The following is a 23069-nucleotide window of genomic DNA, read 5'->3' on the forward strand; positions in this document are numbered from 1 at the left end:
ACCTGGGCCAGGAGGTGGAGGAGGGGGAGAAGGAGGGGGTAGAGGGCGTGGAGCCTGCGGTTGAAGCGGCTTGGGGAGGGGACGTGGGTGAAGAGGCCGAGGTCTTTGGCGAGGGCCAGGGCCTTGTTGTGCTTGCCGCCGAACTCTAGGGCGGCAAGGAGGGCGAGGGTGAGGATGGCGGAGGCGGGCGTTTTGGCTTGGGGGTCATCCTTGTAGCCCATGGCTTGCAGGGCGTCGTCTATAATGCAAAAGGCCGCTATGAGACGGGAAAGCATAGCGGCCACTATTTTTTCAGATCCAGGGGATAGGTAGCAACTTGGGTTAAAGAAGTCTTCGTAGCTGGGAAAGGAAGGGTCGTCCCCATCGGGCTTCCAGTAGTGTTCGTATAGGTCTGGAAGGGGATTTAACTCTCTAGGCAGGTCTTGTTCTACCGTTTTGATGGGTCGGTACTTGCGCTGGTAGGCATCAAGGTCCAAACGTCCGAGAAAGTTTTCGAAAGCCTCAAGAGCTGCTTGGGTTTGTCCGGAAGCCATTTTCCCTCCTCACAGGAAGCCGCTCCAGCATCCTTAGCGTCAAATGCGGCACAAAATCCCGGTAAAGGGTTCTAACATACACTTGCATCTTCTCGGAGTTTAACCACTCTACCAAGAACAGGAGGTCTAGCTTCACGCCCTCCTTGGGCAGAAGGTGGAACTCTTCCCTCCACGGATAGGCCTTCTCGTCCCAAGCGCCCACCACTTTGGTCCCTTTGGTGTGGGCCACCACCAGGTGGGGGGTGGCGTAAAAGTCCCTAAGCTCCTTGGCCCTTTCCTTGGGCATCCAGAGGCCAGAGTAATTGCTCTCGTAGTCTATCCATCCTGGCTTTAGGTTTCTTCCCGTTAGGACAGGAACGAGGCCTGCTCCCGGTTCTCTTCGAACGGCGGGATGCTTCTTGAACTCCGGACTCCTGGCGGCGAAGCGGATGTGGAACAGGCTACCTAGAGGAGTCCCGGAGGCCTCCATTTCCCTGGTCCACCCTGTTTCGAAGCGGATGATTTCCCCATTCCATTCGGGGTCCTCGCTCCACAGGAAGGGGATGAAGCCTTCCCCTTCCTTTCGGGTGTCCCAAAGGGCGAGGCCCCTTCCTCCCTTTCGGAACCGGAGGACCACGGCGCTCACCTTTCTTCCGGGGAAGACCTCCCCCAAATAGTAGACCTCCGTTCGCCCTTCTCGGGCCAGGAACGCCCTGAGGAGGGAAAAATCGTCCAGAACAAGCCACGTGGCCGGGACCACGAAGACCAGGGTTCCCCCCGCCCTAAGGAGGCGCACGGACTTCTCGATGAAGGCCCCGTAGAGGTTGTACTTGCCCTTCCAGGTGGAAAGGGCTTTCTTGTAAAGCCCCTTGGCCTCCTTGAGGACGTGGATGGGGTACTTAGAAGCCTCTCCCACGATGCCGTAAGGGGGATTGCCCAGGATGAGGTCGAAGGCTTCCCCGGGCTCCCAGAGGAGGAAGTCCGCCACCACCCCTTCCGCCCAAGGGGGGAGGTCCAGGGCGTTGGGGTCTATCTCCACCCCCACGAAGCGGTAGCCGGTGCCGTGGGCCTCCCGGAAGGCCCGGAGGAAGGGCCCATCGGCGCAGGCGGGCTCCAGGACCCTCCCCCCTTTCGGGGCCTCGGCGAGCCCCACCATGAAGCGCACCAGCTCGGGGGGGGTTTCCACCCGGCCCAGGCTCCGCCCGGAGGGCGTGGGAGGGAGGGAAGGAGGGAAGAGCATTTAGCGGATTATACCGAGCTTCCGCCCCACCTTGGCGTAGGCCTCGAGGGCCCTATCCAGCATCTCCTTCGTGTGGGCGGCGGTGACGATGTTGCGGATCCTCGCCTTCCCCCGGGGCACGGTGGGGAAGCCGATGCCCACGGCGAAGACCCCCTCTTCCAGGAGGAGGCGGCTCGCCTCAAAGGCCAGGGGGGCCTCGCCGAAGAGGACCGGGGTGATGGGGGTCTCGCTCCCCAGGGTGTCGTAGCCCAGGCGGGCGAGTTCCCGCTTGAAGTAGCGGGTGTTCTCCCAGAGCCTTTCCACCCGCTCGGGCTCCTTCTCTATCAGCTCCAGCGCCCCAAGAAGCGCCCCCACCACCGCCGGGGGGTGGCTTGTGGAGAAGAGGAAGGGCCTGGCCTTGTTGATGAGGAGGTCCTTGAGCTCCCGGGCCCCCGCGGCGTACCCTCCGATCCCCGCCCAGGCCTTGGAGAGGGTGGCCACCTGGACCACGTCCGGGTCCTGGTGGAAGCCGAAGTGGTGGACCGTGCCCTTCCCCTTTTCCCCGAGGACCCCCGAGCCGTGGGCGTCGTCCACGTAGACCACCGCCCCGTACTTCTTGGCCAGGGGGACGATCCGGTCCAGGGGGGCGATGTCCCCGTCCATGGAGAAGACCCCGTCGGTGACGATGAGCTTGAGCCCCTCGGTGTCGTGGGCTTTAAGGAGCTCCTCCAGGTGGGCCACGTCCGCGTGGCGAAAGACCAGCCGGGTGGCCTTGGTGAGGCGGAGGCCGTCAATGATGCTGGCGTGGTTCAGCTCGTCGGAGAAGACCAGGTCCCCTTCCTGGAGAAGCGCCCCCAGCACCCCCTGGTTGGCGGTGAAGCCCGACTGGAGGACGAGGGCGCTTTCCGTGCCCTTGAAGCGGGCCAGGGCCTCCTCCAGCTCCAGGTGGTAGGTGAAGGTGCCGGCGATGGTGCGCACCGCCCCGCTTCCCGCCCCCCACTTTTCCAGGTACTGCCGGGCCTTCTCCTTGAGGTAGGGGTGGTTGGCGAAGCCGAGGTAGTTGTTGGAAGCGAGGTTCACCACCTCCCGCCCCTCCACCCGGGTGACGGGCTCCTGGGGGGCCTCGAGGACCTTGGGGGAGATGTAAAGCCCCTCCCGCTTGAGCCTTTCCAGCTCCTCGCAGACGCGTGCGCGCAAGTCCAGGCTCATGGCCTTATCTAACCGCCTTGGCCCCGGGGCTGTCCAGGGCCTCACCTTCCTCTGACCGAAAAGCGCTACCCTAAGGATGGGAGGTGGTAGCGGTTCCATGAGGGCCGAGCTGCAAGCCGAAACCGAGGCCGAGCGCCTGGAGCGCCGGGCGAAGCTCCACGAGCTCCTCCACCGCTTGCGGGGGGAGCCGAACCTCCTCCTTCCCTTCCACCAGGCCCTCGCCTTGAGGCCCAAAGGGGAGCACCACCTGGGCCTCCAGACCATTGAGGTGGACAAGGTGGTGGGCTCCGTGGACCGCTACGAGGACTTTGACCGCCACTTCCTCCCCAAGACCCCCCACACCCTGGAGCGCTGGAAGCGCCTCCGCGCCCTCCAGCTTGAAGGGGTGGAGTTTCCCCCCATAGAGGTCTACCAGGTGGGGGAGGCCTACTTCGTGAAGGACGGGAACCACCGGGTGGCCCTGGCCAAGGCCACGGGGCAGAAGTTCATTGACGCCCACGTCATCGCCCTGGACGTCCCCGTGCCCGTGGAGCCCGGGGACACGCCCAAAGACCTCCTCCTCAAGGCCGAGTACGCCCACTTCCTGGAGAAGACCCGGCTCAAGGAGCTCCTTCCCGAGGCGGAGGAGATCCGCTTCACCACCTTGGGCCGCTACGACCTCCTCCTGGACCACATCGCCACCCGCCGCTACTTCAAGGGGCTGGAGGAGGGCCGGGAGATCCCTTGGGAGGAGGCGGTGGTGGACTGGTACCAGAACCTCTACAAGCCCACGGTGGAGGCCATCCGCCGCCTGGGCCTCCTCAGGGACTTCCCGGGCCGCACCGAGGCCGACCTCTACCTCTGGGTCATGGACCACCGCTACTTCCTGGCCCAGGAGCTCGGGGTGGACCCCGGTCCCGAAGGGGCGGCGGAGAGCTACGAAGCCCGCTTCGGGGGCGTGTGGAAGCGGCTCGGCGGGGGGCTTAAGCGCCAGTTGAAGGCTTTTTTCTTGGCGAAGGGGAGAGAAGAATTTTAGCGGCCCGAATTGCCGTGTCAAGTGCATATGCACTCGCTTCTCTTTGGTTTTCCCCTTAGGCTCACCCTAGCCCCAAGCTGTGTGGGGTAAGGTCAAGGGTCAAAAGGGAGGTGAGCCTACAGTGAAGAGGGCTTGGTTTCTTCTGAGCGCTTTTGCCCTGGCCGCTTGCGCACCCCAGGTGACGACCAAGGTGGATTCGGGGCTTTCCCCGGACAACCCTTATGCCACCTACACGGGGCCTCGGGCGAAGGTAGTTGTGGCTTCATTCCCGTGTAAGGCGGAAAAGTGCGGTCCTGGTGTGGATTCGTCCCAAGTGGGTGCGGCCGTTTTGGGTAAGCTTTTCGGCATCGAGGTGTCCACCAGCAAGGGCGATGTTGGGGCTGGGATTGCCGATATGCTTACCACTACTCTTATTAACTCCAACCACTTTATCGTCTACGAGCGCTCTATCCTAGATCAGCTGCAAAAAGAGAGCCAAATCGGCAATCAGGCTCAGCAACTGCAGGGGGCGGAGATTTTGATCACCGGGACCATCACTGCCTTTGAGCCGGACGCCGGCGGTACCCGTGGTGGAGGCGGTGGGTTAATTGGAGGCCTCTTGGGAGCCGTTACGGGAGGTCAAAAGAAGGCCTACGTGGCCGTGGACTTCCGTGCGGTGGATGTTCGCACGGGAGCTGTGGTGGCCGCCTTCCGGGTGGAGGGAGAGGCTTCGGACACGGACTTTGGGGGCTTGCTTGGAGCCTTGGTACCCGGGGCTGCCTTGGGTGGCGCTTTGAGCCAGTACCAGAAAACCCCCATGGGTAAGGCCTTGGCTGTGATGGTGGGCAAGGCGGTTGAAGAGCTGATCCGTCGCATCCCCCCCTCTTACTTCAAGTACGGCCCGGACGGGCAGCCTGTGCCTCAACCTGCGAAGTAGGTGTGTGAGGATGGGGAGCGGCCTTAAGGCCGCTCCCCGCTTGACGTTCCGGTCTTTTCGCTGCATTCTGTATACAGGATGCACGCCCTGGGCTTCCGCCGCCCCAACCAGGTGCGCGAGGCGGTCTACCGCCACCTCAAGGACCTTCTCCTTTCGGGCCGCTTTGCCCCGGGGGAGAGGCTTTCCGAGCCCCTTTTGGCCCAGGAGCTCGGCGTCTCCCGCACCCCCGTGCGGGAGGCCCTGATGCGCCTCGCCGAGGAGGGCCTGGTGGAGCTCGTCCCCGGGAGGGGGGCGAGGGTTAGGGTCTTCGCTCCCGAGGAGGTGGAGGAGGTCTACGGGGTGCGGGCCCTTTTGGAGGGGGAGGCGGCGCGGGAGGCGGCCCTTAGGGCCACGCCCTGGGAACTCGCCGAGCTTGAGCGCCTCCTTCGGGCCATTGACGAGGCCCCCCGGGAAGACTACCCGGAGCAGATGCGCCGCGACCTGGAGTTCCACCGCGCCTTGGTGCGGCTATCCGGAAACCGGACGCTTTACCGCCTCTACGAGGACCTCCTCGCCACCCTGGCCCTGGCCCGGAGCGCCCTGCCCACCCTCTCCCAGGAGGAGGCCACGAGGCGGGAGCACCGGGCGATCCTCGAGGCCCTAAGGGCCCGGGACCCCGAGGGGGCGAGGCGGGCGGTGGAGGCCCACGTCTTCCGCTTCCGCGACCTGGTGGTGGGGCGGCTGAAAGGAGGAGCATGAACCTGGATCTGGCCTACCGTTCCTTCGTGCTAGGCGTGGCGGGAAACCCGCGGGTGGAGCGCCTCATCAAGGACCGGGCCAAGGGCCTGGTGCGGCGCTACGTGGCGGGGGAGACCCTGGAGGAGGCCCTTCAGGCGGCGGAGGCCCTGGAGCGGGAGGGGGTCCACGCCATCCTGGACCTTCTGGGCGAGGGGGTGAAGACCGAGGAGGAGGCCCGGGCCTTCCAACGGGGCATTTTGGAACTCGTATGGGCCCTTGCGGAAAGGCCCTGGCCTAAATACGTCTCCCTTAAGCCCACCCAGCTCGGCCTGGACCTTTCCGAGGCCCTCGCCCTCTCCCTTTTGCGGGAGGTCCTGAGGGAGGCCGAGCCCCGGGGGGTCTTCGTGCGCCTGGACATGGAGGACTCCCCCCGGGTGGAGGCCACCTTGCGCCTCTATAAGGCCCTGAGGGAGGAGGGGTTTTCCCAGGTGGGGGTCGTCCTGCAAAGCTACCTCTACCGCACGGAGAAGGACCTCTTGGACCTCCTTCCCTACCGCCCCAACCTCCGCCTGGTGAAGGGGGCCTACCGGGAGCCCAAAGAGGTGGCCTTCCCGGACAAGCGCCTCATTGACGCCGAGTACCTGCACCTGGGGAAGCTCGCCCTAAGGGAGGGGCTTTACGTGGCCTTCGCCACCCACGACCCCAGGATCATCGCCGAGGTCAAGCGCTACACCCAAGCCATGGGGGTTCCCAAGGAGCGGTTTGAGTTCCAGCTCCTCTACGGGGTGCGCCCCGAGGAGCAGAGGCGGCTTGCGCGGGAAGGGTACACGGTGCGGGCCTACGTGCCCTACGGCACCCACTGGTACCCCTACCTCGCCCGCCGCATCGCCGAGCGCCCCGAGAACCTCTTTCTGGTGCTGAGAAGCCTCTTTGGAGGCTAGGAGGAGCCCATGACGGTGGAGCCTTTCCGCAACCAGCCGGTGGAGACCTTCAAGGACGAGGCGGCCAAACGGGAGATGAAGGAGGCCCTGAGGCGCGTCCGGGCGGAGTTCGGCCGCCACTGGCCCCTCTACATCGGGGGCGAGTGGGTGGACACGAAGGAGCGCCTCGCCTCCCTCAACCCCTCGGCCCCGAGGGAGGTGGTGGGGACGGTGGCCAAGGCGGGAAAGGCGGAGGCCGAGGCCGCCCTCGAGGCCGCCTGGAGGGCCTTCGCCACCTGGAAAGACTGGCCCCAGGAGGACCGAAGCCGCCTCCTCCTCAAGGCCGCGGCCCTCATGAAAAGGAGGCGGCGGGAGCTGGAGGCCACCTTGGTCTACGAGATCGGCAAGAACTGGGTGGAGGCCAGCGCCGAGGTGGCCGAGGCCATAGACTTCCTGGAGTACTACGCCCGCCAGGCCTTGAAGTACAAGTACCCCTCCGTGGAGGTGGTGCCTTACCCCGGGGAGGACAACGAGAGCTTCTACATCCCCCTGGGGGCCGGGGTGGTCATCGCCCCCTGGAACTTCCCCATCGCCATCTTCACCGGGATGATCGCCGGGCCCGTGGTGGTGGGGAACACCGTGGTGGCCAAGCCCGCCGAGGACACGGTGGTCATCGCCGCCAAGGTCTTTGAGATCTTCCACGAGGCGGGCTTCCCCCCGGGGGTGGTGAACCTCCTTCCGGGGGAGGGGAAGGTGGTGGGGGCCTACCTGGTGGAGCACCCCAGGACCCGGTTCATCAACTTCACGGGAAGCCTCGAGGTGGGCCTTTACATCCAAGAGGCCGCGGCCAAGCTGGCCCCGGGCCAAAGGTGGCTCAAGCGGGTCTTCTTGGAGCTCGGGGGGAAGGACGCCATCCTCGTGGACGAGACCGCCGACCTGGACGCCGCCACCGAGGGCATCCTCGTCTCCGCCTACGGCTTCCAGGGGCAGAAGTGCTCCGCGGCGAGCCGCCTCATCGTCACCGAGAAGGCCTTTGAGCCCCTGATGGAGCGGGTCCTCGAGGGGGCAAGGAGGCTTTCGGTGGGCCCGGCGGAGGAGAACCCCGACCTCGGCCCCGTGGCCTCCAAGGCCCAGGAGGAGAAGATCCTCTCCTACATTGAGCTCGGCAAGGGGGAAGGCCAGCTCGTCCTCGGGGGGAAGCGCCTGGAAGGAGAGGGGTACTTCATCGCCCCCACGGTCTTCACCGAGGTGCCCCCCAAGGCCAGAATCGCCCAGGAGGAGATCTTCGGCCCGGTGCTTTCCGTGATCCGGGTGAAGGACTTCGCCGAGGCCCTGGAGGTGGCGAACGACACCCTCTACGGCCTCACGGGCGGGGTCTACTCCAGGAAGCGGGAGCACCTGGAACGGGCCAGGCGGGAGTTCCACGTGGGGAACCTCTACCTCAACCGCAAGATCACCGGGGCCCTGGTGGGGGTCCAGCCCTTCGGCGGCTTCAACCTCTCCGGCACGGACACCAAGGCCGGGGGCCCCGACTACCTCCTCCACTTCCTGCAGATGAAGACCGTGGCCGAAAGGTTCTGAGGCCCGGCTCCCCTGGACGCCAGGGGGGGCTTGGGCTATTCTGGGAACATGCGCCTTGCCTCCCTCCTCTGGTGGCCCGGCTAGGCCCCGGGAGGGAGGCGGCCTTTCCCCCGGGGTACACCCCGGGGGGTTTCTTTAGGGGGTGGCATGGAGACCATAAGGCCTTTTCGCAAGACCCTCCTGGCGGACCTGGAGACCCCGGTGACCGCCTACCTGAAGCTCTCCGAGAAGGCCCCCGTGAGCTTCCTCTTGGAGTCGGTGGAGCGGGGGCGCCAAAGCCGCTTCTCCATCGTGGGGGTGGGGGCGCGGCGCACCTTCCGCCTGAAGGACGGGGTCTTCGCGGTGAACGGGGAGCGGGTGGAGGCCCAAGACCCCCTGCGCGCCCTCTACGAGCGGGTCTACGCCCCCTTGGAGCGCCCCCCCGACCTCCCCCCCTTCTTCGGCGGGGTGGTGGGCTACGCCGCCTACGACCTCATCCGCTACTACGAAAGGCTTCCAAGCCTCAAGCCCGACGACCTGGGCCTCCCCGACCTCCTCTTCGTGGAGCCCGAGGTGGTGGCCGTGTTTGACCACCTCAAGAACCTCCTCCACCTCGTGGCCCCGGGGGAGGACCCCGAGGAGGCGGAATCCCGCCTCCTCTGGGCGGAAAGGAGGCTCAAGGGCCCCTTGCCCGGGGTGCCGGGGGAGAGGGCGGGGGGGAGGGCCCGCTTCCAGGAGGACTTTTCCCGGGAGGACTACCTGAAGGCGGTGGAAAAGGCCCTGGACTACATCCGGGCCGGGGACATCTTCCAGGTGGTCCTCTCCTTGCGGCTCTCCTCCCCCCTCACCGTCCACCCCTTCGCCCTCTACCGGGCCCTGAGGAGCGTGAACCCAAGCCCCTACATGGGCTACCTGGACCTGGGGGAGGTGGTCCTGGTCTCCGCAAGCCCCGAAAGCCTCCTCCGCTCGGACGGCCGAAGGGTGGTCACCCGGCCCATCGCGGGCACGAGGCCGAGGGGGAAGGACGAGGAGGAGGACAAGAGGCTTGCCGAGGAGCTCCTTAAGGACGAGAAGGAGGTCGCGGAGCACGTGATGCTCCTGGACCTCTCCCGCAACGACATTGGCCGGGTGGCCGCCTTCGGCACGGTGCGGGTCCTCGAGCCCATGCACGTGGAGTACTACTCCCACGTGATGCACCTCGTCTCCACGGTGGAAGGGGTCTTGGCCGAGGGGAAGACCCCCTTGGACGCCCTGGCCAGCGTGCTGCCCATGGGGACGGTCTCCGGGGCCCCGAAGATCCGGGCCATGGAGATCATTGAGGAGCTGGAGCCCCACCGCCGGGGGCCCTACGGGGGAAGCTTCGGCTACCTCGCCTACGACGGGGCCATGGACATGGCCCTCACCCTGCGCACCTTCGTGGTGGCCAAGGGCTGGATGCACGTCCAGGCGGGGGCGGGGATCGTGGCGGACTCGGTGCCGGAGAGGGAGTACCAGGAATGCCTGAACAAGGCGCGGGCGCTCCTCAAGGCGGTGGAGATGGCGGAGGAGGGGCTATGATCCCACCCCATGCCGGCAAGGAGGCCTGGCGGGTATTGCCCTTGGCGGAGCGAAGGGGAGGGAGGTTATGAGGGTCTTGGTGGTGGACAACTACGACAGCTTCACCTACAACCTGGTGCAGTACCTGGGGGAGCTCGGGGCAAGCCCCATCGTGTGGCGGAACGACCAGTTCCGGCTGGAGGAGGTGGAGGCTTTGGACCCGGACCGGATCCTGGTGAGCCCCGGGCCCTGCACCCCCTTTGAGGCCGGGCTTTCCATCCCCCTGATCCAGCGCTACGCTTCGCGCTACCCCATCCTGGGGGTCTGCCTCGGGCACCAGGCCATCGGGGCGGCCTTCGGGGGGAAGGTGGTCCCCGCCCCCGTCCTCATGCACGGCAAGGTGAGCCCCATCCACCACGACGGCACCGGGGTCTTCCGGGGGCTAGCTAGCCCCTTCCCCGCCACCCGCTACCACTCCCTGGCGGTGGCGGAGGTGCCGGAGGCCCTGGTGGTGAACGCCTGGGCGGAGGAGGCGGGGGGGCGGACGGTGATGGGCTTCCGCCACCGGGACTACCCCACCCACGGGGTGCAGTTCCACCCGGAAAGCTACCTCACGGAGGCGGGTAAACTCATCCTCAAGAACTTCCTGGAGGACCCATGGACGCGGTGAAGAAGGCCATTCTGGGCGAGGTTTTGGAGGAGGGCGAGGCCTACGAGGTCATGCGGGCCCTGATGGCGGGAGAGGTCTCCCCGGTGCGGGCGGCGGGGCTTTTGGTGGCCATGAGCCTGAGGGGGGAGCGGCCCCACGAGATCGCCGCCATGGCCCGGGCCATGCGGGAGGCGGCGAGGCCCCTCAAGGTGCACCGGCGCCCCCTCTTGGACCTCGTGGGCACCGGGGGGGATGGGAAGGGGCTTCTCAACCTCTCCACCCTGGCCGCCCTGGTGGCGGCGGCGGGGGGCGTGGCCGTGGCCAAGCACGGGAACCGGGCGGCGAGCTCCAAGGCGGGGAGCGCGGACCTCCTCGAGGCCCTGGGGGTGGACCTCGAGGCCCCTCCTGAGAGGGTGGAAGAGGCCATAGAGGAGCTGGGCTTCGGCTTCCTCTTCGCCCGGGTCTTCCACCCCGCCATGCGCCACGTGGCCCCGGTGCGGGCCGAGCTTGGCGTGCGCACCGTCTTCAACCTCCTCGGGCCCCTCACCAACCCCGCCGGGGCCGACCGGTACGTCCTCGGGGTCTTTAGCCCCGCGTGGCTCGCCCCCATGGCCGAGGCCCTGGAGCGGCTTGGGGCCCGGGGTCTCGTGGTCCACGGGGAGGGGGCGGACGAGCTCGTCCTCGGGGAGAACCGGGTGGTGGAGGTGGGGAAGGGGGCCTACACCCTCACCCCCGAGGAGGTGGGCCTAAGGAGGGCCCCCCTCGAGGCCCTAAAAGGAGGCGGCCCCGAGGAGAACGCGGCCCTCGCCCGCCGCCTCCTCAAGGGAGAGGAGGAGGGCCCCCTGGCGGACGCCGTGGCCTTGGCCGCGGGGGCCGGGTTCTACGCCGCGGGGAAAACCCCCTCCCTGAAGGAGGGGGTGGCGTTGGCCCGGGAGGTCCTGGCCTCGGGGGAGGCCTACCTCCTCCTGGAGCGCTACGTGGCCTTCCTCAGGGCCTAAGTGCCTGCGCCAGAGCGGGAGCCCCAAAAAGGGGCTTCGCAAAGCCCTACCGCCGGCGTCTGGGGTGAAATCAAGGTGCGGGCGCTTAGGCCCACGTAAAGCTCCTCCAGGTCCAGGCCCGCCTCCACCACCTCGTAGCGCCAACCGCCGTCGGGCAGGCGGCGGTAGACCCCCACCCGTCTCGCCTCCTGGGATTTACACCCAGCTCACCGCCCCGAAGGTGTCCTCCCGCCTCGGGCTCGTGGAGAAGAGGACCACGGGGACCCCGGTGTGCTCCTCCACGAGCTCCAGGTAACGGAGGAGGTTTGCGGGGAGGTCCTCCCGGCGCTTCACGTGGGAGAGGTCGCCCCAGCCCGGAAGCTCCAGGTAGCGCACCGCCTCCGGGCTCGCCTCCCCCGGGCGGGCCCCGTCCAGGTACTCCACGGCCACCTTCACCTTCTCCAGCCCGGAGAGCACGTCCAGCTTGGTGAGGGCGAGGCCGTCAAAGCCGTTCACCTCGCAGGCGTACCGGAGGGCCACCAGGTCCAGCCAGCCCACCCTGCGGGGCCTTCCCGTGGTGGTGCCGTACTCGCCCCCCTTTTCCCGGAGGTACTGGGCGAGCTCCCCCTGGAGCTCCGTGGGGAAGGGGCCTTCCCCCACCCTCGTGGCGTAGGCCTTGGCCACGCCGTAGACCTTGGTGATGGCCTTGTGGGAGAGGCCCGTGCCCACCAGGACCCCCCCCACCGTGGGGTGGGAGCTCGTGACGTAGGGGTAGGTGCCGTAGTTCAGGTCCAGAAGGGTGGCCTGGGCTCCTTCAAAGAGGAGGCGCTTCCCCTTGCGCCAGGCCTCCCGGAGGATGGCCCCCGTGTCGGCGATGTAGGGGCTTAGGATCTCCCGCATGCGGTGGAGGTCGGCGAGGGCCTTTTCCTCCGTGTCCCAGCCCGCCTCCCGGGTGGAGTTGGGCTTCTCGGCGAGGAGGCGGCGCACCCTCTCCCTCAGGGTGGCCTCGTCCAGGAGGTCCCCGGCCCGGATCCCCACCCTTCTCGCCCGGTCGGAGTAGGCGGGGCCGATGCCGCGCCCCGTGGTGCCCACGAAGTTGTGGCGGCTTTCCACGTGCTTGTGGTGGGGGAGGACGAGGTGGGCCCTTTCCGAGACCAGGATCTTGGGGTCAAACCCCTCCTTCCGCAGGCCTTCCACCTCCTCCTGGAAGCGGAAGGGGTCAATGACCATCCCGTCGGCCAGGACGTTCACCGCGTGGGGGTGGATGACCCCCGAGGGCAGGAGGTTGAGCTTGAAGACCTTGCCCTCGGCCACCACGGTGTGCCCGGCGTTGGCCCCGCCCTGGTAGCGGACCACGTAGTCCGCCTCGGGGGCCAGGGCGTCCACCACCTTGCCCTTGCCCTCGTCTCCCCACTGCGCCCCGATGATGGCGATCCCCGGCATCCCCCTAAAGCTTACGCCCCTTCCTCCAGAAGGGCCAACTCCTCCGGGGTGAGGGCGATCCTTAGGGCCTCGGCGTTGGCGCGGGCCTGGGCCTCGTTCTTGGCTCCCGGGATGGGGAGGGCGCCCTTTTCCACGAGGTAGCGGAGGGCGATGGCCGAAGGGCTTACCCCCTTGGCCTCCGCCAGGCGGAGGAGGCGGGGGAGAAGCCCCTTGAGCCTTCCCAGAAAGGGCCGGTACTTGCGCCCCCGGTAGTCCCTCGGGGGGTTTTCCGGGCTCAGCTTCCCCGTGAGCCAGCCCATGGCCAGGGGGCTGTAGGCCATGAGGGCGATGCCCTCCCGGCGCAGTTGGGGGAGGTGGGGCTCCCAGGCCCTTTGCAGGAGGTTGTACTCCACCTGGAGGGCGAGAAGGGGCACCCTGTGGGCCTCGAGGACCCCCCTCACCTCCTCCAGCTGGGCCAAGGAGACGTTGCACACCCCCACCCCCCGGGCCAGGCCCCTCTCGTAGGCCTCCGCCAGGGCCTCGGCCCAGACCCTTAAGGGCACGGGGGGCCAGGGCCAGTGGAGGAGGTAGAGGTCCACGGCCTCCACCCCAAGCCGCAGGAGGCTTCCCCGGAGGGCCCTTTGCAGGTCCTTCCGGGAGAGGCGCCAGGGGTAGGGGAAGAACTTGGTGACGAGGTAGGGCCTCTCCCCGCCCTCCGCCATGAAGCGGCCAAGGAGCCTCTCCGAGAGGCCGAAGCCGTAGAACTCCGCGGTGTCAAAGAGGCGGAGGCCCGCCTCGAGGCTCGCCCGGTAAGCCCCAAAGAGCTCCCTTTCCCCGTAGCCCCGGCCGTAGCCCCAGAAAAGCCGGTCCCCCCAGGCCCAGGTGCCCACGCCCATGGCGTGTCCAAAAAGAGGGTTCATGTCAGGCGGAAGGGGTTGAAGTCCGTGTCCCGGTCGTAGACGTCCATCCCCTCGGCCCGCTTCAGGAAGCCCACCACGGCGTAGGTGAAGGGGAGCATGAGGGCTTCCACCCCGAGCTTGAAGGCGTAGTTGGAGAGGAAGACGGCGAGGAGGACCTCGCTCGGGAAGACCCCATAGAAGGCCACGAGGAGGAAGACCCCGGTGTCCAGCCCCTGGCCCACCAGGGTGGAGGCCAGGGCCCGGAGCCAGAAGAAGCGCCCCTCCGTCCGCACCTTCAGCTTGGCGAGGACGTAGGCGTTGGCGAACTCCCCGAGGAAGTAGGCCGTGAGGCTTCCCAGGACGATCCTCGGGGTGAGGCCGAGGAGGAGGCCGAAGGCCTCGCCGAGGCGCTGGCTCTCCGCGTCGGGCGGGGCGGGGAGGGCGGCCACCGCTTGGAAGGTGAGGGTGGCGAGGAGGAGGGCGAAGAAGCCCGTCCAGATGACCCGGCGGCTCCTTTTATAGCCATAGACCTCGGTGAGGACGTCCCCGAAGATGTAGGCCAGGGGGAAGAGGAGGGTGCCCCCGTCAAAGGTGAAGGGCCCCAGGACCACGAGCTTGGTGGAGGCCACGTTGGAGACGAGGAGGACCGTGGCGAAGAGGGCGGTGAGGAGGTCCAGGTACCTCATTCCTCCTCCGGGCGGATGGAGGTGATGAAGGGCAGGTTGCGGTCAAACTGGGCCCGGTCCAGGCCGTAGCCGTAGACGTAGGCGTCCTCAATCTCAAAGCCCAGGTAGTGGATGGGCACCTCCACCTGGCGGCGGCTGGGCTTGGAGAGGAGGGCGGCCACGCGGACGGAGGCGGGCTTCCGGGCCTCGAGGTAGTCCAGGAGGTAGGCGAGGGTGAGCCCCGTGTCCACGATGTCCTCCACCACGATCACGTCCCGGCCGTGGATGGGAAGGCGGAGGTCCTTAAGGAGCTCCACCTCCCCGCTCGTTTTAAAGGCGTTCCCGTAGGAGCTGATGGCGATGAAGTCCAGGGTGAGGGGGAGGGGGATGGCCCGCACCAGGTCGGCCATGAAGATGAACGCCCCGTTCAGGACGCAGACGAGGTGGGGGGTCTTGCCCTGGTAGTCCCGGGCGATCTCCCCCCCGAGCTCCTCCACCCGCTTCCTTATGGCCTCGGCGCTGATCTGCACGGGTCCGTTGCCCGGCGTGAACATGCCCTTCATTCTAGCCCCACGAGCCGGAGGAGGGCCTTGACCTCCTCCTCGGAAAGCCTCCGCCACTTCCCGGGGGGGAGGTCCCCGAGGCGGACGGGCCCCACCTGGAGCCTCAGGAGGCGCCGCACCGGGTAGCCCACCGCCTTAAGCATCCGCCGCACCTCCCGCTTCCTGCCCTCTGCCAGGGTGAGGAGGGCCCCCCCGGGCACGGGGCGGCAGGCGAGGGCCCGGGCGGGGCCGTCCTCGAGGTCCACGCCCAAAAGGAGCCTCCTGCACACCTCCTTGGGCAGCGTCCCCCCCTCGGTCCAGACCCGGTAGACCTTCCGCACCCCGAAGCGGGGGTGGGTGAGGCGGTGGGTGAGGTCGCCGTCGTTGGTGAGGAGGAGGAGGCCCTCGGAGTCTTGGTCCAGGCGGCCTATGGGGTGGAGGCCGGGGATCTTGGGGAGGAGGTCAAAGACGGTGCGCCGGGCGTGGGGGTCGCGGCGGGTGGTGGTGTACCCCTTGGGCTTGTTTAGGGCGAGGACCACCCGCTCTTGGGGGGGTTCCACCCGCTTCCCGTCCACCTCCACGAGGTCCCCAGGCCCCACCTTCTGGCCGAGGACCGCCACCTCCCCGTTCACCCGCACCCGCCCCTGGCGGATGAGGTCTTCCGCCTTGCGCCGGCTCGCCACCCCGGCCCGGGCGAGGAAGGCCTGGAGGCGAAAGGGCTTCATGGGAAGCGGGGAGGGCGCTTCTCCTTGAGGGCCCTTAGGCCCTCCTCCAGCTCCTCCCCGGAGAACCCCAGGAACTCCAGGGCCAAGGAGAGCTCAAAGTGGGGGAGGAAGCTCCGGTACCAGTGGTTTAGGGCGTGCTTGGTGTGGTGGAGGGCCTCCTTGGGGCCTTGGGCGAGCCTTTCCGCCACCTCCAGGGCCTTCTCGTAGACCCTTTCGTCCTCCACCGCCAAGGCCACGAGGCCCAGGCGCTCCGCCTCCTCCCCCGTGAGGGGCTCGTTCAGGAGGAGGTGGTACTTGGCCTTGGCCATGCCCACCATGAGGGGCCAGAGGAGGACGGCGTGGTCCCCCGCCGCCACCCCGAGGCGGAGGTGGCCGTCAAGAAGCCTCGCCCCCTTCCCCACCACGGCGATGTCGGCGGCGAGGGCCAGGGCGAGCCCCGCCCCCACCGCCACCCCCTCCACCGCCGCCACCACGGGCCTCGGGAAGTTGAGGGGCCCGAGCACCAGGTCGCGGGCCTCCCAGAAGACCCGGAGGAGGGCCTCGCGGGAGGCCCGCATCTCCTCAATGAGGCCGAAGGAGCCCCCGGCGGAGAAGACCCCGCCTTCCCCCCGTAGGAGGACGGCCCTCAGGCCCTCCACCGCCTCGAGGTCCCGCCACACCCGGGCGAGCTCCCGGTGGGCGGCGGGCCCCAGGGCGTTAAGCCTTTCCCCCCGCAGGGTGAGCTCCAGCACCCCGGGCCGGGGCCAGGCGAAGCCGAGGCTAGGGTACCGCTCTTGTAGGTCCACCCTCCCATTCTAGGGCGGTGATACAATCCCCTAGGCATGGCCCTCTTCGCGGTGGACAAGCCCCTCCACCTCACCTCCCACGACGTGGTGGAGGAGGCGAGGAAGCGCCTTGCCACCCGCCGGGTGGGGCACACGGGCACCCTGGACCCCTTGGCCACCGGGCTTCTCCTCCTGGTCTCCGAGGAGACCACCAAGCTCGTCCCCTTCCTCTCGGGGGAGGACAAGGAGTACATCGCCTGGGTCTCCTTCGGGGCCACCACGCCCACCCTGGACGCGGAGGGGCCCATCAGCGAGGAGGCCCCGGTGCGGTTTGACCGCCGGGAGCTGGAGGCCGCCTTGGCCTCCTTCCTCCAGGTCAAGGAGCAGGTGCCCCCCCTTTACTCCGCCATCAAGGTGGGGGGGAAGCGGGCCTACGAGGCGGCCCGGGAGGGAAAGCCCCTGGAGCTTGGCCCAAGGCCCGTGCGGTACCTCGAGGTGGAGCTCCTGGCCCTGGACCCCGAGCCCCTGCCCCATCCCCTGGCCCCCTCGGCCAAAGGGTGGCGCCTGGCGGAGAAGGGGGGGAGGAAGGTGGAGCTTCCCAAGCCCCTGGGGCCCTACCCCACCGCCGTGGTGCGCCTCGTGGTGGGGCCGGGCACCTACGTGCGGGCCTTCGCCCGGGACCTCGGGGAAAAGCTCAGGACCAAGGCCTTCCTCTCGGGGCTCGTGCGCACCCGCATCGGCAAGATCGGCCTGGAGCGGGCGGTGAGCCTTAAGGAGCTTGCCCCCGACAAGGCCATCCCCGAGGTGGACGCCCTCTCCTTCCCCGTGGTGGAGCTTTCCCACACCGAGGCCAGGCGTGTCCTGGAGGGCATTCCCCTTCCCATCCCCGCCCTGGGCTACGTGACCTTGGTGGACTCCCGCAGGCGGCTTTTAGCCATCGCCGAGGGGGACGGCTTCAAACTCAAGATCAAGCGCGTCTTCGTGAAGGAGGTCTAGGTATGGTGATCGGCGTACCCAAGGAGATCAAGACCATGGAGAACCGCGTGGCCCTCACCCCCGGGGGGGCGGAGAGCCTGGTGCGGCGGGGGCACACCGTCTTGGTGGAGCGGGGGGCGGGGCTAGGCTCCGGCCTCACCGACGCCGAGTACGAGCGGGCCGGGGCCCAGCTCGTGGGCCGGGAGGAGGCCTGGGGGGCGGAGATGGTGGTGAAGGTGAAGGAGCCCCTGCCCGAGGAGTACCCCTTCCTGCGGGAGGGGCTCATCCTCTTCACCTACCTGCACCTGGCCGCGGACCGCGCCCTCACCGAGGCCATGCTCCAAAGCGGGGTCACGGGCATCGCCTACGAGACGGTCCAGCTTCCCGACGGCTCCTTGCCCCTCCTCGTCCCCATGAGCGAGGTGGCGGGGCGCATGGCCCCCCAGGTGGGGGCCCAGTTCCTGGAGAAGCCCAAGGGGGGACGGGGGGTCCTCCTCGGGGGGGTGCCGGGGGTGGCCCCGGCCAGCGTGGTGATCCTGGGCGGCGGGACCGTGGGCACCAACGCCGCCAAGATCGCCCTGGGGATGGGGGCCCAGGTGACCATCCTGGACGTGAACCACAAGCGGCTCCAGTACCTGGACGACGTCTTCGGCGGGCGGGTGGTGACCCTCACCGCCACCGAGGCCAACATCAAGAAGAGCGTCCAGCACGCCGACCTCCTCATCGGGGCGGTGCTCGTCCCCGGGGCCAAGGCCCCCAAGCTCGTCACCCGGGACATGCTCCCCACCATGAAGGAGGGTTCGGTCATCGTGGACGTGGCCGTGGACCAGGGGGGGTGCGTGGAGACCATCCGCCCCACCACCCACGCCGAGCCCACCTACGTGGTGGACGGGGTGGTCCACTACGGGGTGGCCAACATGCCGGGGGCGGTGCCCAGGACCAGCACCTTCGCCCTCACCAACCAGACCCTGCCCTACGTGCTGAAGCTCGCGGAGAAGGGCCTCGAGGCCCTCCTGGAGGACGAGCCCCTTCGGAAGGGCCTCAACACCCACAAAGGCCTCCTCACCCACCCCGGGGTGGCCGAGGCCTTCGGCCTCCCCTACACGCCTCCGGAGGAGGCCCTGAGGAGGTAGGATGCAAGGCCGCGTGACCCTCACCGAAAGCGCCCTCGCCTCCCTCCTGGCCCTGGCGGCCCACGAGGTGCCCGGGGTGGTGGGGATGGCCCCCGCCGGGCTCAAGGACCAGGTGGTGCGGATCCTCGGGCGGCAGGAGGCGAGCGAAGGGGTCTTAGTCCGCCCGGACCCCCAGGCCCCGGGGAAGTACCAGGCGGACTTTTACGTGGTGGTGGCCCCGGGGGTGCGCATCCCCACGGTGGTGGAGTCCTTGGCGGAGCGGGTGGCCTTCGCCGCCCAGAGGCTCGCCGGGGTGGAGCTTTCCCAGGTGCGGGTCCATGTGGTGGGGGTGGGGCGTGGCTAGCTGGACCCCCGAGGCCCTGGCGGAGGCCTTCCGTTACGCCACGGACTGGTTTGGGGTCTACGTGGAGGAGCTCAACGCCCTCAACGTCTACCCCGTGCCCGACGGGGACACGGGGACCAACATGCACCTCACCCTCCAGTCCGCCCGGCGCGAGCTGGACCTCGCCGACACCTCCAAGATGGCCGAGGTGGCCCGGGCCATCGCCTACGGGTCCCTCCTCGGGGCCCGGGGGAACAGCGGGGTCATCCTCTCCCAGATCCTCAAGGGCTTCAGCGAGGCCATCCGGAGAAGGGAGGTCCTGGACGCCGAGGCCCTGGCCGAGGCCCTGCGCCAGGGGGCGCAGGCGGGTTACCGGGCGGTGATGCGCCCCGTGGAGGGGACCATTCTCACCGTGGCCAAGGCGGCGGGGGAGGGGGCTAGGGGGGAGACCCTGGAAGTGGTTTTGGAAAGCGCCCTCGAGGCCGCCCGCCAAGCCCTGGAAAAGACCCCCGAGCTCCTGCCCGTCCTCAAGCAGGCGGGGGTGGTGGACGCGGGCGGGGCGGGGTACGTGCGGTTTCTGGAGGGCCTGCGGGGCTACGCCCTAAGGCTTCCCCTCCCTGAGCCCCCAAAGGTGGAGCGCTACGCCCAGACCGCCTTCGCCACGGAGGAGTTCGGCTACTGCACGGAGTTCCTCATGGAGGGGGTGGAGGTGCCCATAGAGAAGATCCGCGAGGCCGTGGCCCCCTTCGGGGACTCGCTCCTCGTGGTGGGGGCCGAGGGGTACGTGAAGGGGCATATCCACACGAACGACCCCGACGGCCTCCTCGCCACCGTAGCCCGCTTCGGGCGCATGGTGCGCACCAAGGTGGAGGACATGGCCGAGCAGCACACGGAGATCCTGGCCATGGCGGGGCTTTTGGAGGAGGCCCCGCCCCCCACGGGCCTGGTGGCCGTGGCCCCGGGGCACGGGGTGGCCCGGGTCTTCCGGAGCCTGGGGGCGCGGGTGGTGGCCGGGGGGCAGACGCAAAACCCCAGCGTGGAGGACCTCCTCGCCGCCATCAGGAGCGTGCCAAGCCCCAAGGTGATCCTCCTCCCCAACAACCCCAACGTCCTCCTGGCGGCGGAGCAGGCGGCGGCTTTGGCCAAGGAGGCGGGGAAGGAGGTCCACGTGCTCAAGACCCGCACCCTGGGCCAGGGCCTGGCGGCGGCGGTGCGCTACACCCCGGAGGCCCTTCCCGAGGAGCTCCTTCCCGAGATGGAGGAGGCCATGAAGGGGGCGGTGACCCTCGAGGTCACCTGGGCGAGCCGCGACGCCGAGCTGGACGGCCTAAAGGTCCTGAAGGACAAGCCCATCGGCCTCCTGGACGGGAAGCTGGTCCTGGTGGGGGAGACCCCCGAGGAGGTCCTGGAAGGCCTTATTCGCCTGGCCCAGGAGGGCAAGGAGGTCCTCACCCTCTTCCTCGGGCCCAACACCCCTCCGGAAAAGGCCCAGGAGGTGGCGCAGAAGTTCCCCGAGCTCGCGGTGGAGATCCTCCCCGGCGGGCCCGACCTCTACGCCTATCTGGGCGTGCTGGAGTAGCTAAAGAAAACCCCAACCTCGCCCCGGCCTTCCCTCGGGTATCCTGGGGGAAAGGAGCGGGTCATGTGGCGGATTCTTGTCCTCCTCGCATCTTTGCTTGCGGCCTGCAACCTCTCGGTGGGCCCCGTGGCGGGGGACCTCCCGGTGGGGGGAAGCCGGGTGGCCACCCTGCCCCCGGCCCAGGAGGCCTCCGGCGGAAGCCTGCGCCCGGGGGTGGCCGTCTTTCGCCTTCCCCTCGCCCAGGACGGGGCCGTGGAGGTGGCGGCGGTTTCGGCCAGGCTAGAGCTCAGCGCCCGGCTCCGCCTGGTCCTTCTGGACGAGCGGGGCGTGGTCCAGGCGGTGAGCGTGGCCCGGAACTGGTTCGGGGCCTACCCCGAGGTGGCCCCCTTGGGCCTAAAGCCCCAGGGGCTCACCTCTGACCCCGGGGTGCGCCTCAACCTCAAGGGGCAGGCGGGCCAGACCTTCTATCTCCGGGTGGAAAACTACGCCCTGGCCGAGGACCAGGTGGGCCTCTACGCCAGGGGCTTTACCCCCAACCCTGCGGGCCAGGGCGAGGCCTTCTCTGGCACCCGGGTGGGGGCGGTGGAGTTCATCGGGGAGTTTGACCGGTACAACGTGGCCTCGGCCACGGGCTACCTGCGCCTTAGCTACGTAGGCCCCCTGGACCTGGTGGCCCTCCTCTACAACGGGCCTGGCGACCCCTATCCCAGGACCCTGGATCCGGTGCAAAACTGCGCCCCCGTCTCCCCGGCCACCCTCCTGGTGGTGCGGGACCGGGGCCTGGCCCGGGCGGGGTTTGACGAGGAGGGAAGCGGCCGGTACCGCTTGGAGCTTTCCGGCACCCCGTGCCCCTAGCCCCCCTTTGAGCGGAATGAAGGAAAGCTAAAGGGTTTTATCCTTTTTCTCATCCACCCCCGCCCCAAAAGCTCCCTTGGCGGCGGGGGTTTTAAGAGCACAAAACCATTCCAATATGGCAGGATAGCCCTCCCATGAGGAAGGAGCCTCATGGTTCTCAGGTTCCTCCCGCCCATTTGGGCATACTCGGGTTCGCTATGCGGATTTGGTGGTTGCCCCTCCTCTTCGCCCTCGCCCTTGCGGGGGCCTTCGCCCAGAAGAGCATGGTCCTCGAGGCCACCGCCTACACCTCCAGCGTGCGGGAGACCGACAGCACCCCCTTCGTCACCGCCACGGGGATGCGCACCCGCCTGGGGGTGATCGCGGTGAGCCCGGACCTCCTCAAGGTCCTCCCCTACGGGACCAAGGTGCGCCTGGTGGACCTGGGTTCGGTCTACGGCCGGGGCCGGGGGCAGTTTGACGCCCTCTTCGCCGGACGCCTTTTCGTGGTGGCCGACGTGATGCACCCCAGGATGCGGGAGAAGGTGGACGTGTGGCTCCCGGACCGGGCCACCGCCTTGCGCTTTGGCCGCCGCTTGGTGCGCCTGGAGGTGGTGGAGTACCCCAGGCGCTAGACCCCGTATCCTAAAGGGCGTGCGCTTCGCCCTCTTTCTGGCCCTGGCCCACCTGAGGCGCCGACCCCTGCAGACCGCCCTGGCCCTGGGCGGGGTGGGGGTGGGGGTGGCGGTCCTCCTGGCGGCCCTCTCCTTGGCCAACGGCTTCACCCATGGCCTGGTGCGGGCCACCCTGAAGGCCTACCCCCATTTGGTCCTCTTCCGCCTGGGGGAGGGGCTTCCGCCTCTACCCCCCCACCCCGAGGTGGAGGCCAGCGCCCCCTTCGCCGCCACCAAGGCCCTCCTGGTGCGCCCGGCCGAGGGGGCCAGGGGCCCCGGGGTGGACTTCGCCACCCTGGTGGGCCTGGGGGAGGGAGGGGAGGCCCTTTACCCGGAGCTCGGCCTGAGGCTCAAGCCGGGGGGGATCTACCTGGGGGCGGCCCTGGCCCAGTCCCTGGGCGTCTTCCCGGGGGAGGACCTCACCGCCCTTTCCGCCACCCAGGAGCGGGTCCGGCTTAGGGTGCTGGGCTCCTTCCGCACGGGGAACTACCTCCTGGACTCGGGGTACGCCTTCGTGGACCTGGCCTCGGTGGAAAGGCTTTCCGGGGCGAAGGCCCAGGGGTACCAGGTGCGCCTCAAGGACCCCTTCCGGGCCAAGGAGGTGGGCGAGGCCCTGGCGGGCACCCGCTTTTTCCCCCAGGCCTGGCAGGACACCCAGCGCACCCTCCTGGAGCAGCTTGCTCTGCAGAAGCGGGTCCTTGGGGTCCTCATCTTCCTGATCGTGGCCGTGGCCGCCCTGGGGGTGGCCAACCTGTTGGTGCTGAAGGTGGTGGAGAAGGTCCCGGAGATCGCCCTCCTTCGGGCCATGGGCGCCTCGAGGCTCGCCGTGGGGATGGTCTTCGCCTGGGAAGGGGCCCTCTTGGGCCTAGGGGGGGTGGCCCTGGGCAACCTCTTGGGCTACCTCCTCTGCCTCTACCTCTCCTGGCGCCCCGTGGCCTTGCCGGGGGAGCTCTACTTCCTCACCCACCTCCCCGTGGAGATGCGGGGGGAGGACTTCCTGCAGGTGAGCGGGGCGAGCCTCCTCGCCACCTTCCTCTCGGCCCTCCTCCCCGCCCTCCGGGCCTTGCGGGTCCAGCCCGGGGTGGTCCTCCGCTGAGGAGGGCTTGTGCCACCCCATGCTGGCTTGCGCCAGAGCGGGGTACTTAAGTACCCCACCGCGGCTTTCGCCGCGGTGGGGGCCCCAAAAGGACCTTCCCAAGCCTTATTTCGGGCAACCCGTGTTGCGAAATCAACGTGCAGCTACGTAGCCGGGCGGAGGAAACGGGAAGAAAGGGTGTTACCCCCCTGGCCGGGGTGCCCGGTCAC

Annotated in this window: 24 protein-coding genes and 2 pseudogenes; 15 read left to right on the forward strand and 11 right to left on the reverse strand. The window is 68.4% G+C overall.

Annotation, left to right across the window (positions count from 1 at the left end; translation table 11 throughout):
• The 4 genes and pseudogenes from BLP62_RS14080 to BLP62_RS08020 form a co-directional block, all read right to left on the reverse strand.
• Positions 1-275: pseudogene (locus BLP62_RS14080) on the reverse strand (IS982 family transposase); the annotation flags it as partial.
• A 105-nt stretch (positions 276-380) separates the two neighbouring features.
• A pseudogene (locus tag BLP62_RS14085) lies at positions 381-533 on the reverse strand (TaqI family restriction endonuclease); the annotation flags it as partial.
• Positions 502-1752, reverse strand: a complete 1251-nt coding sequence (locus tag BLP62_RS08015; RefSeq protein ID WP_093007552.1) for a TaqI-like C-terminal specificity domain-containing protein — start codon at positions 1750-1752, stop codon at positions 502-504. The gene BLP62_RS08015 and the pseudogene BLP62_RS14085, both read right to left, overlap by 32 nt.
• Positions 1753-2940: a glycine C-acetyltransferase gene (locus BLP62_RS08020; protein WP_093007554.1), complete on the reverse strand. Its 1188-nt coding sequence runs from the start codon at positions 2938-2940 to the stop codon at positions 1753-1755.
• A 97-nt stretch (positions 2941-3037) separates the two neighbouring features.
• Between BLP62_RS08020 and BLP62_RS08025 the strand changes: the two genes are divergently transcribed.
• From BLP62_RS08025 to trpD, 8 genes are all read left to right on the forward strand, one after another.
• Positions 3038-3955, forward strand: coding sequence for a DUF4032 domain-containing protein (locus BLP62_RS08025; protein WP_093007556.1), 918 nt, complete (start codon positions 3038-3040; stop codon positions 3953-3955).
• Between the two features lie 79 nt (positions 3956-4034).
• Positions 4035-4871, forward strand: a complete 837-nt coding sequence (locus BLP62_RS08030; protein ID WP_241374208.1) for a CsgG/HfaB family protein — start codon at positions 4035-4037, stop codon at positions 4869-4871.
• Between the two features lie 78 nt (positions 4872-4949).
• A complete protein-coding gene (locus BLP62_RS08035) occupies positions 4950-5609 on the forward strand; it encodes a GntR family transcriptional regulator (RefSeq protein WP_093007560.1) in 660 nt (219 codons plus the stop codon).
• Positions 5606-6529, forward strand: a complete 924-nt coding sequence (locus BLP62_RS08040) for a proline dehydrogenase (protein ID WP_093007562.1) — start codon at positions 5606-5608, stop codon at positions 6527-6529. Before BLP62_RS08035 ends, BLP62_RS08040 begins: the two co-directional genes overlap by 4 nt.
• 9 nt (positions 6530-6538) lie before the next feature.
• Positions 6539-8089 (forward strand): L-glutamate gamma-semialdehyde dehydrogenase, encoded by a 1551-nt coding sequence (pruA, locus tag BLP62_RS08045; RefSeq protein ID WP_093007564.1) that lies wholly within the window; start codon positions 6539-6541, stop codon positions 8087-8089.
• A 147-nt stretch (positions 8090-8236) separates the two neighbouring features.
• The gene (gene trpE / locus BLP62_RS08050; protein ID WP_093007566.1) at positions 8237-9625 is read left to right on the forward strand and encodes an anthranilate synthase component I; all 1389 of its coding nucleotides are present in this window, start codon (positions 8237-8239) and stop codon (positions 9623-9625) included.
• A gap of 67 nt (positions 9626-9692) precedes the next feature.
• Entirely contained in the window at positions 9693-10274 is a 582-nt protein-coding gene (locus BLP62_RS08055) for an anthranilate synthase component II (RefSeq protein ID WP_093007568.1), read from the forward strand.
• Positions 10262-11251, forward strand: coding sequence for an anthranilate phosphoribosyltransferase (trpD, locus tag BLP62_RS08060; protein ID WP_093007570.1), 990 nt, complete (start codon positions 10262-10264; stop codon positions 11249-11251). The genes BLP62_RS08055 and trpD overlap by 13 nt, the downstream gene beginning before the upstream one ends.
• Here the strand turns inward: trpD and BLP62_RS13755 are convergent.
• From BLP62_RS13755 to BLP62_RS08095, 7 genes are read right to left on the reverse strand one after another with little or no spacing between them, the layout of a single operon-like run.
• Positions 11248-11427, reverse strand: a complete 180-nt coding sequence (locus tag BLP62_RS13755; protein ID WP_093007572.1) for a hypothetical protein — start codon at positions 11425-11427, stop codon at positions 11248-11250. The genes trpD and BLP62_RS13755 overlap by 4 nt on opposite strands.
• A gap of 19 nt (positions 11428-11446) precedes the next feature.
• Positions 11447-12673, reverse strand: coding sequence for an adenylosuccinate synthase (locus tag BLP62_RS08070; RefSeq protein ID WP_093007574.1), 1227 nt, complete (start codon positions 12671-12673; stop codon positions 11447-11449).
• Between the two features lie 11 nt (positions 12674-12684).
• Entirely contained in the window at positions 12685-13572 is an 888-nt protein-coding gene (locus BLP62_RS08075; protein ID WP_093007576.1) for an aldo/keto reductase, read from the reverse strand.
• Entirely contained in the window at positions 13569-14237 is a 669-nt protein-coding gene (locus BLP62_RS08080) for a queuosine precursor transporter (protein ID WP_093007577.1), read from the reverse strand. Before BLP62_RS08080 ends, BLP62_RS08075 begins: the two co-directional genes overlap by 4 nt.
• Positions 14234-14779, reverse strand: coding sequence for a hypoxanthine phosphoribosyltransferase (gene hpt, locus BLP62_RS08085; RefSeq protein ID WP_093007579.1), 546 nt, complete (start codon positions 14777-14779; stop codon positions 14234-14236). Before hpt ends, BLP62_RS08080 begins: the two co-directional genes overlap by 4 nt.
• Positions 14776-15483: a pseudouridine synthase gene (locus BLP62_RS08090; protein WP_093007581.1), complete on the reverse strand. Its 708-nt coding sequence runs from the start codon at positions 15481-15483 to the stop codon at positions 14776-14778. Before BLP62_RS08090 ends, hpt begins: the two co-directional genes overlap by 4 nt.
• Positions 15480-16268 carry an enoyl-CoA hydratase/isomerase family protein gene (locus tag BLP62_RS08095; protein ID WP_093007583.1) on the reverse strand — a complete coding sequence of 263 codons (789 nt, stop codon included), beginning with the start codon at positions 16266-16268 and terminating at the stop codon, positions 15480-15482. Before BLP62_RS08095 ends, BLP62_RS08090 begins: the two co-directional genes overlap by 4 nt.
• Positions 16269-16304: 36 nt before the next feature.
• On the opposite strand from BLP62_RS08095, the gene truB reads away from it, so the two are divergent.
• The 7 genes from truB (at position 16305) to BLP62_RS08130 (ending at position 22860) form a co-directional block, all read left to right on the forward strand.
• On the forward strand, positions 16305-17243 hold the full coding sequence (truB, locus tag BLP62_RS08100) for a tRNA pseudouridine(55) synthase TruB (RefSeq protein ID WP_093007585.1): 939 nt from the start codon (positions 16305-16307) through the stop codon (positions 17241-17243).
• A gap of 2 nt (positions 17244-17245) precedes the next feature.
• A complete protein-coding gene (gene ald / locus BLP62_RS08105; protein ID WP_093007587.1) occupies positions 17246-18355 on the forward strand; it encodes an alanine dehydrogenase in 1110 nt (369 codons plus the stop codon).
• A 1-nt stretch (position 18356) separates the two neighbouring features.
• Entirely contained in the window at positions 18357-18698 is a 342-nt protein-coding gene (locus tag BLP62_RS08110; protein WP_093007589.1) for an Asp23/Gls24 family envelope stress response protein, read from the forward strand.
• Positions 18691-20256: a DAK2 domain-containing protein gene (locus BLP62_RS08115; RefSeq protein ID WP_093007627.1), complete on the forward strand. Its 1566-nt coding sequence runs from the start codon at positions 18691-18693 to the stop codon at positions 20254-20256. The genes BLP62_RS08110 and BLP62_RS08115 overlap by 8 nt, the downstream gene beginning before the upstream one ends.
• Before the next feature lie 63 nt (positions 20257-20319).
• Positions 20320-21111 carry a hypothetical protein gene (locus tag BLP62_RS08120; RefSeq protein ID WP_093007591.1) on the forward strand — a complete coding sequence of 264 codons (792 nt, stop codon included), beginning with the start codon at positions 20320-20322 and terminating at the stop codon, positions 21109-21111.
• 197 nt (positions 21112-21308) lie between these two features.
• Positions 21309-21725, forward strand: a complete 417-nt coding sequence (locus BLP62_RS08125; protein WP_093007593.1) for a 3D domain-containing protein — start codon at positions 21309-21311, stop codon at positions 21723-21725.
• 19 nt (positions 21726-21744) lie between these two features.
• The gene (locus BLP62_RS08130; RefSeq protein WP_093007595.1) at positions 21745-22860 is read left to right on the forward strand and encodes an ABC transporter permease; all 1116 of its coding nucleotides are present in this window, start codon (positions 21745-21747) and stop codon (positions 22858-22860) included.
• Positions 22861-23069 lie beyond the last annotated feature (209 nt).

The sequence above is a fragment of the Thermus arciformis genome (genome assembly GCF_900102145.1).
Lineage (GTDB): Bacteria > Deinococcota > Deinococci > Deinococcales > Thermaceae > Thermus > Thermus arciformis.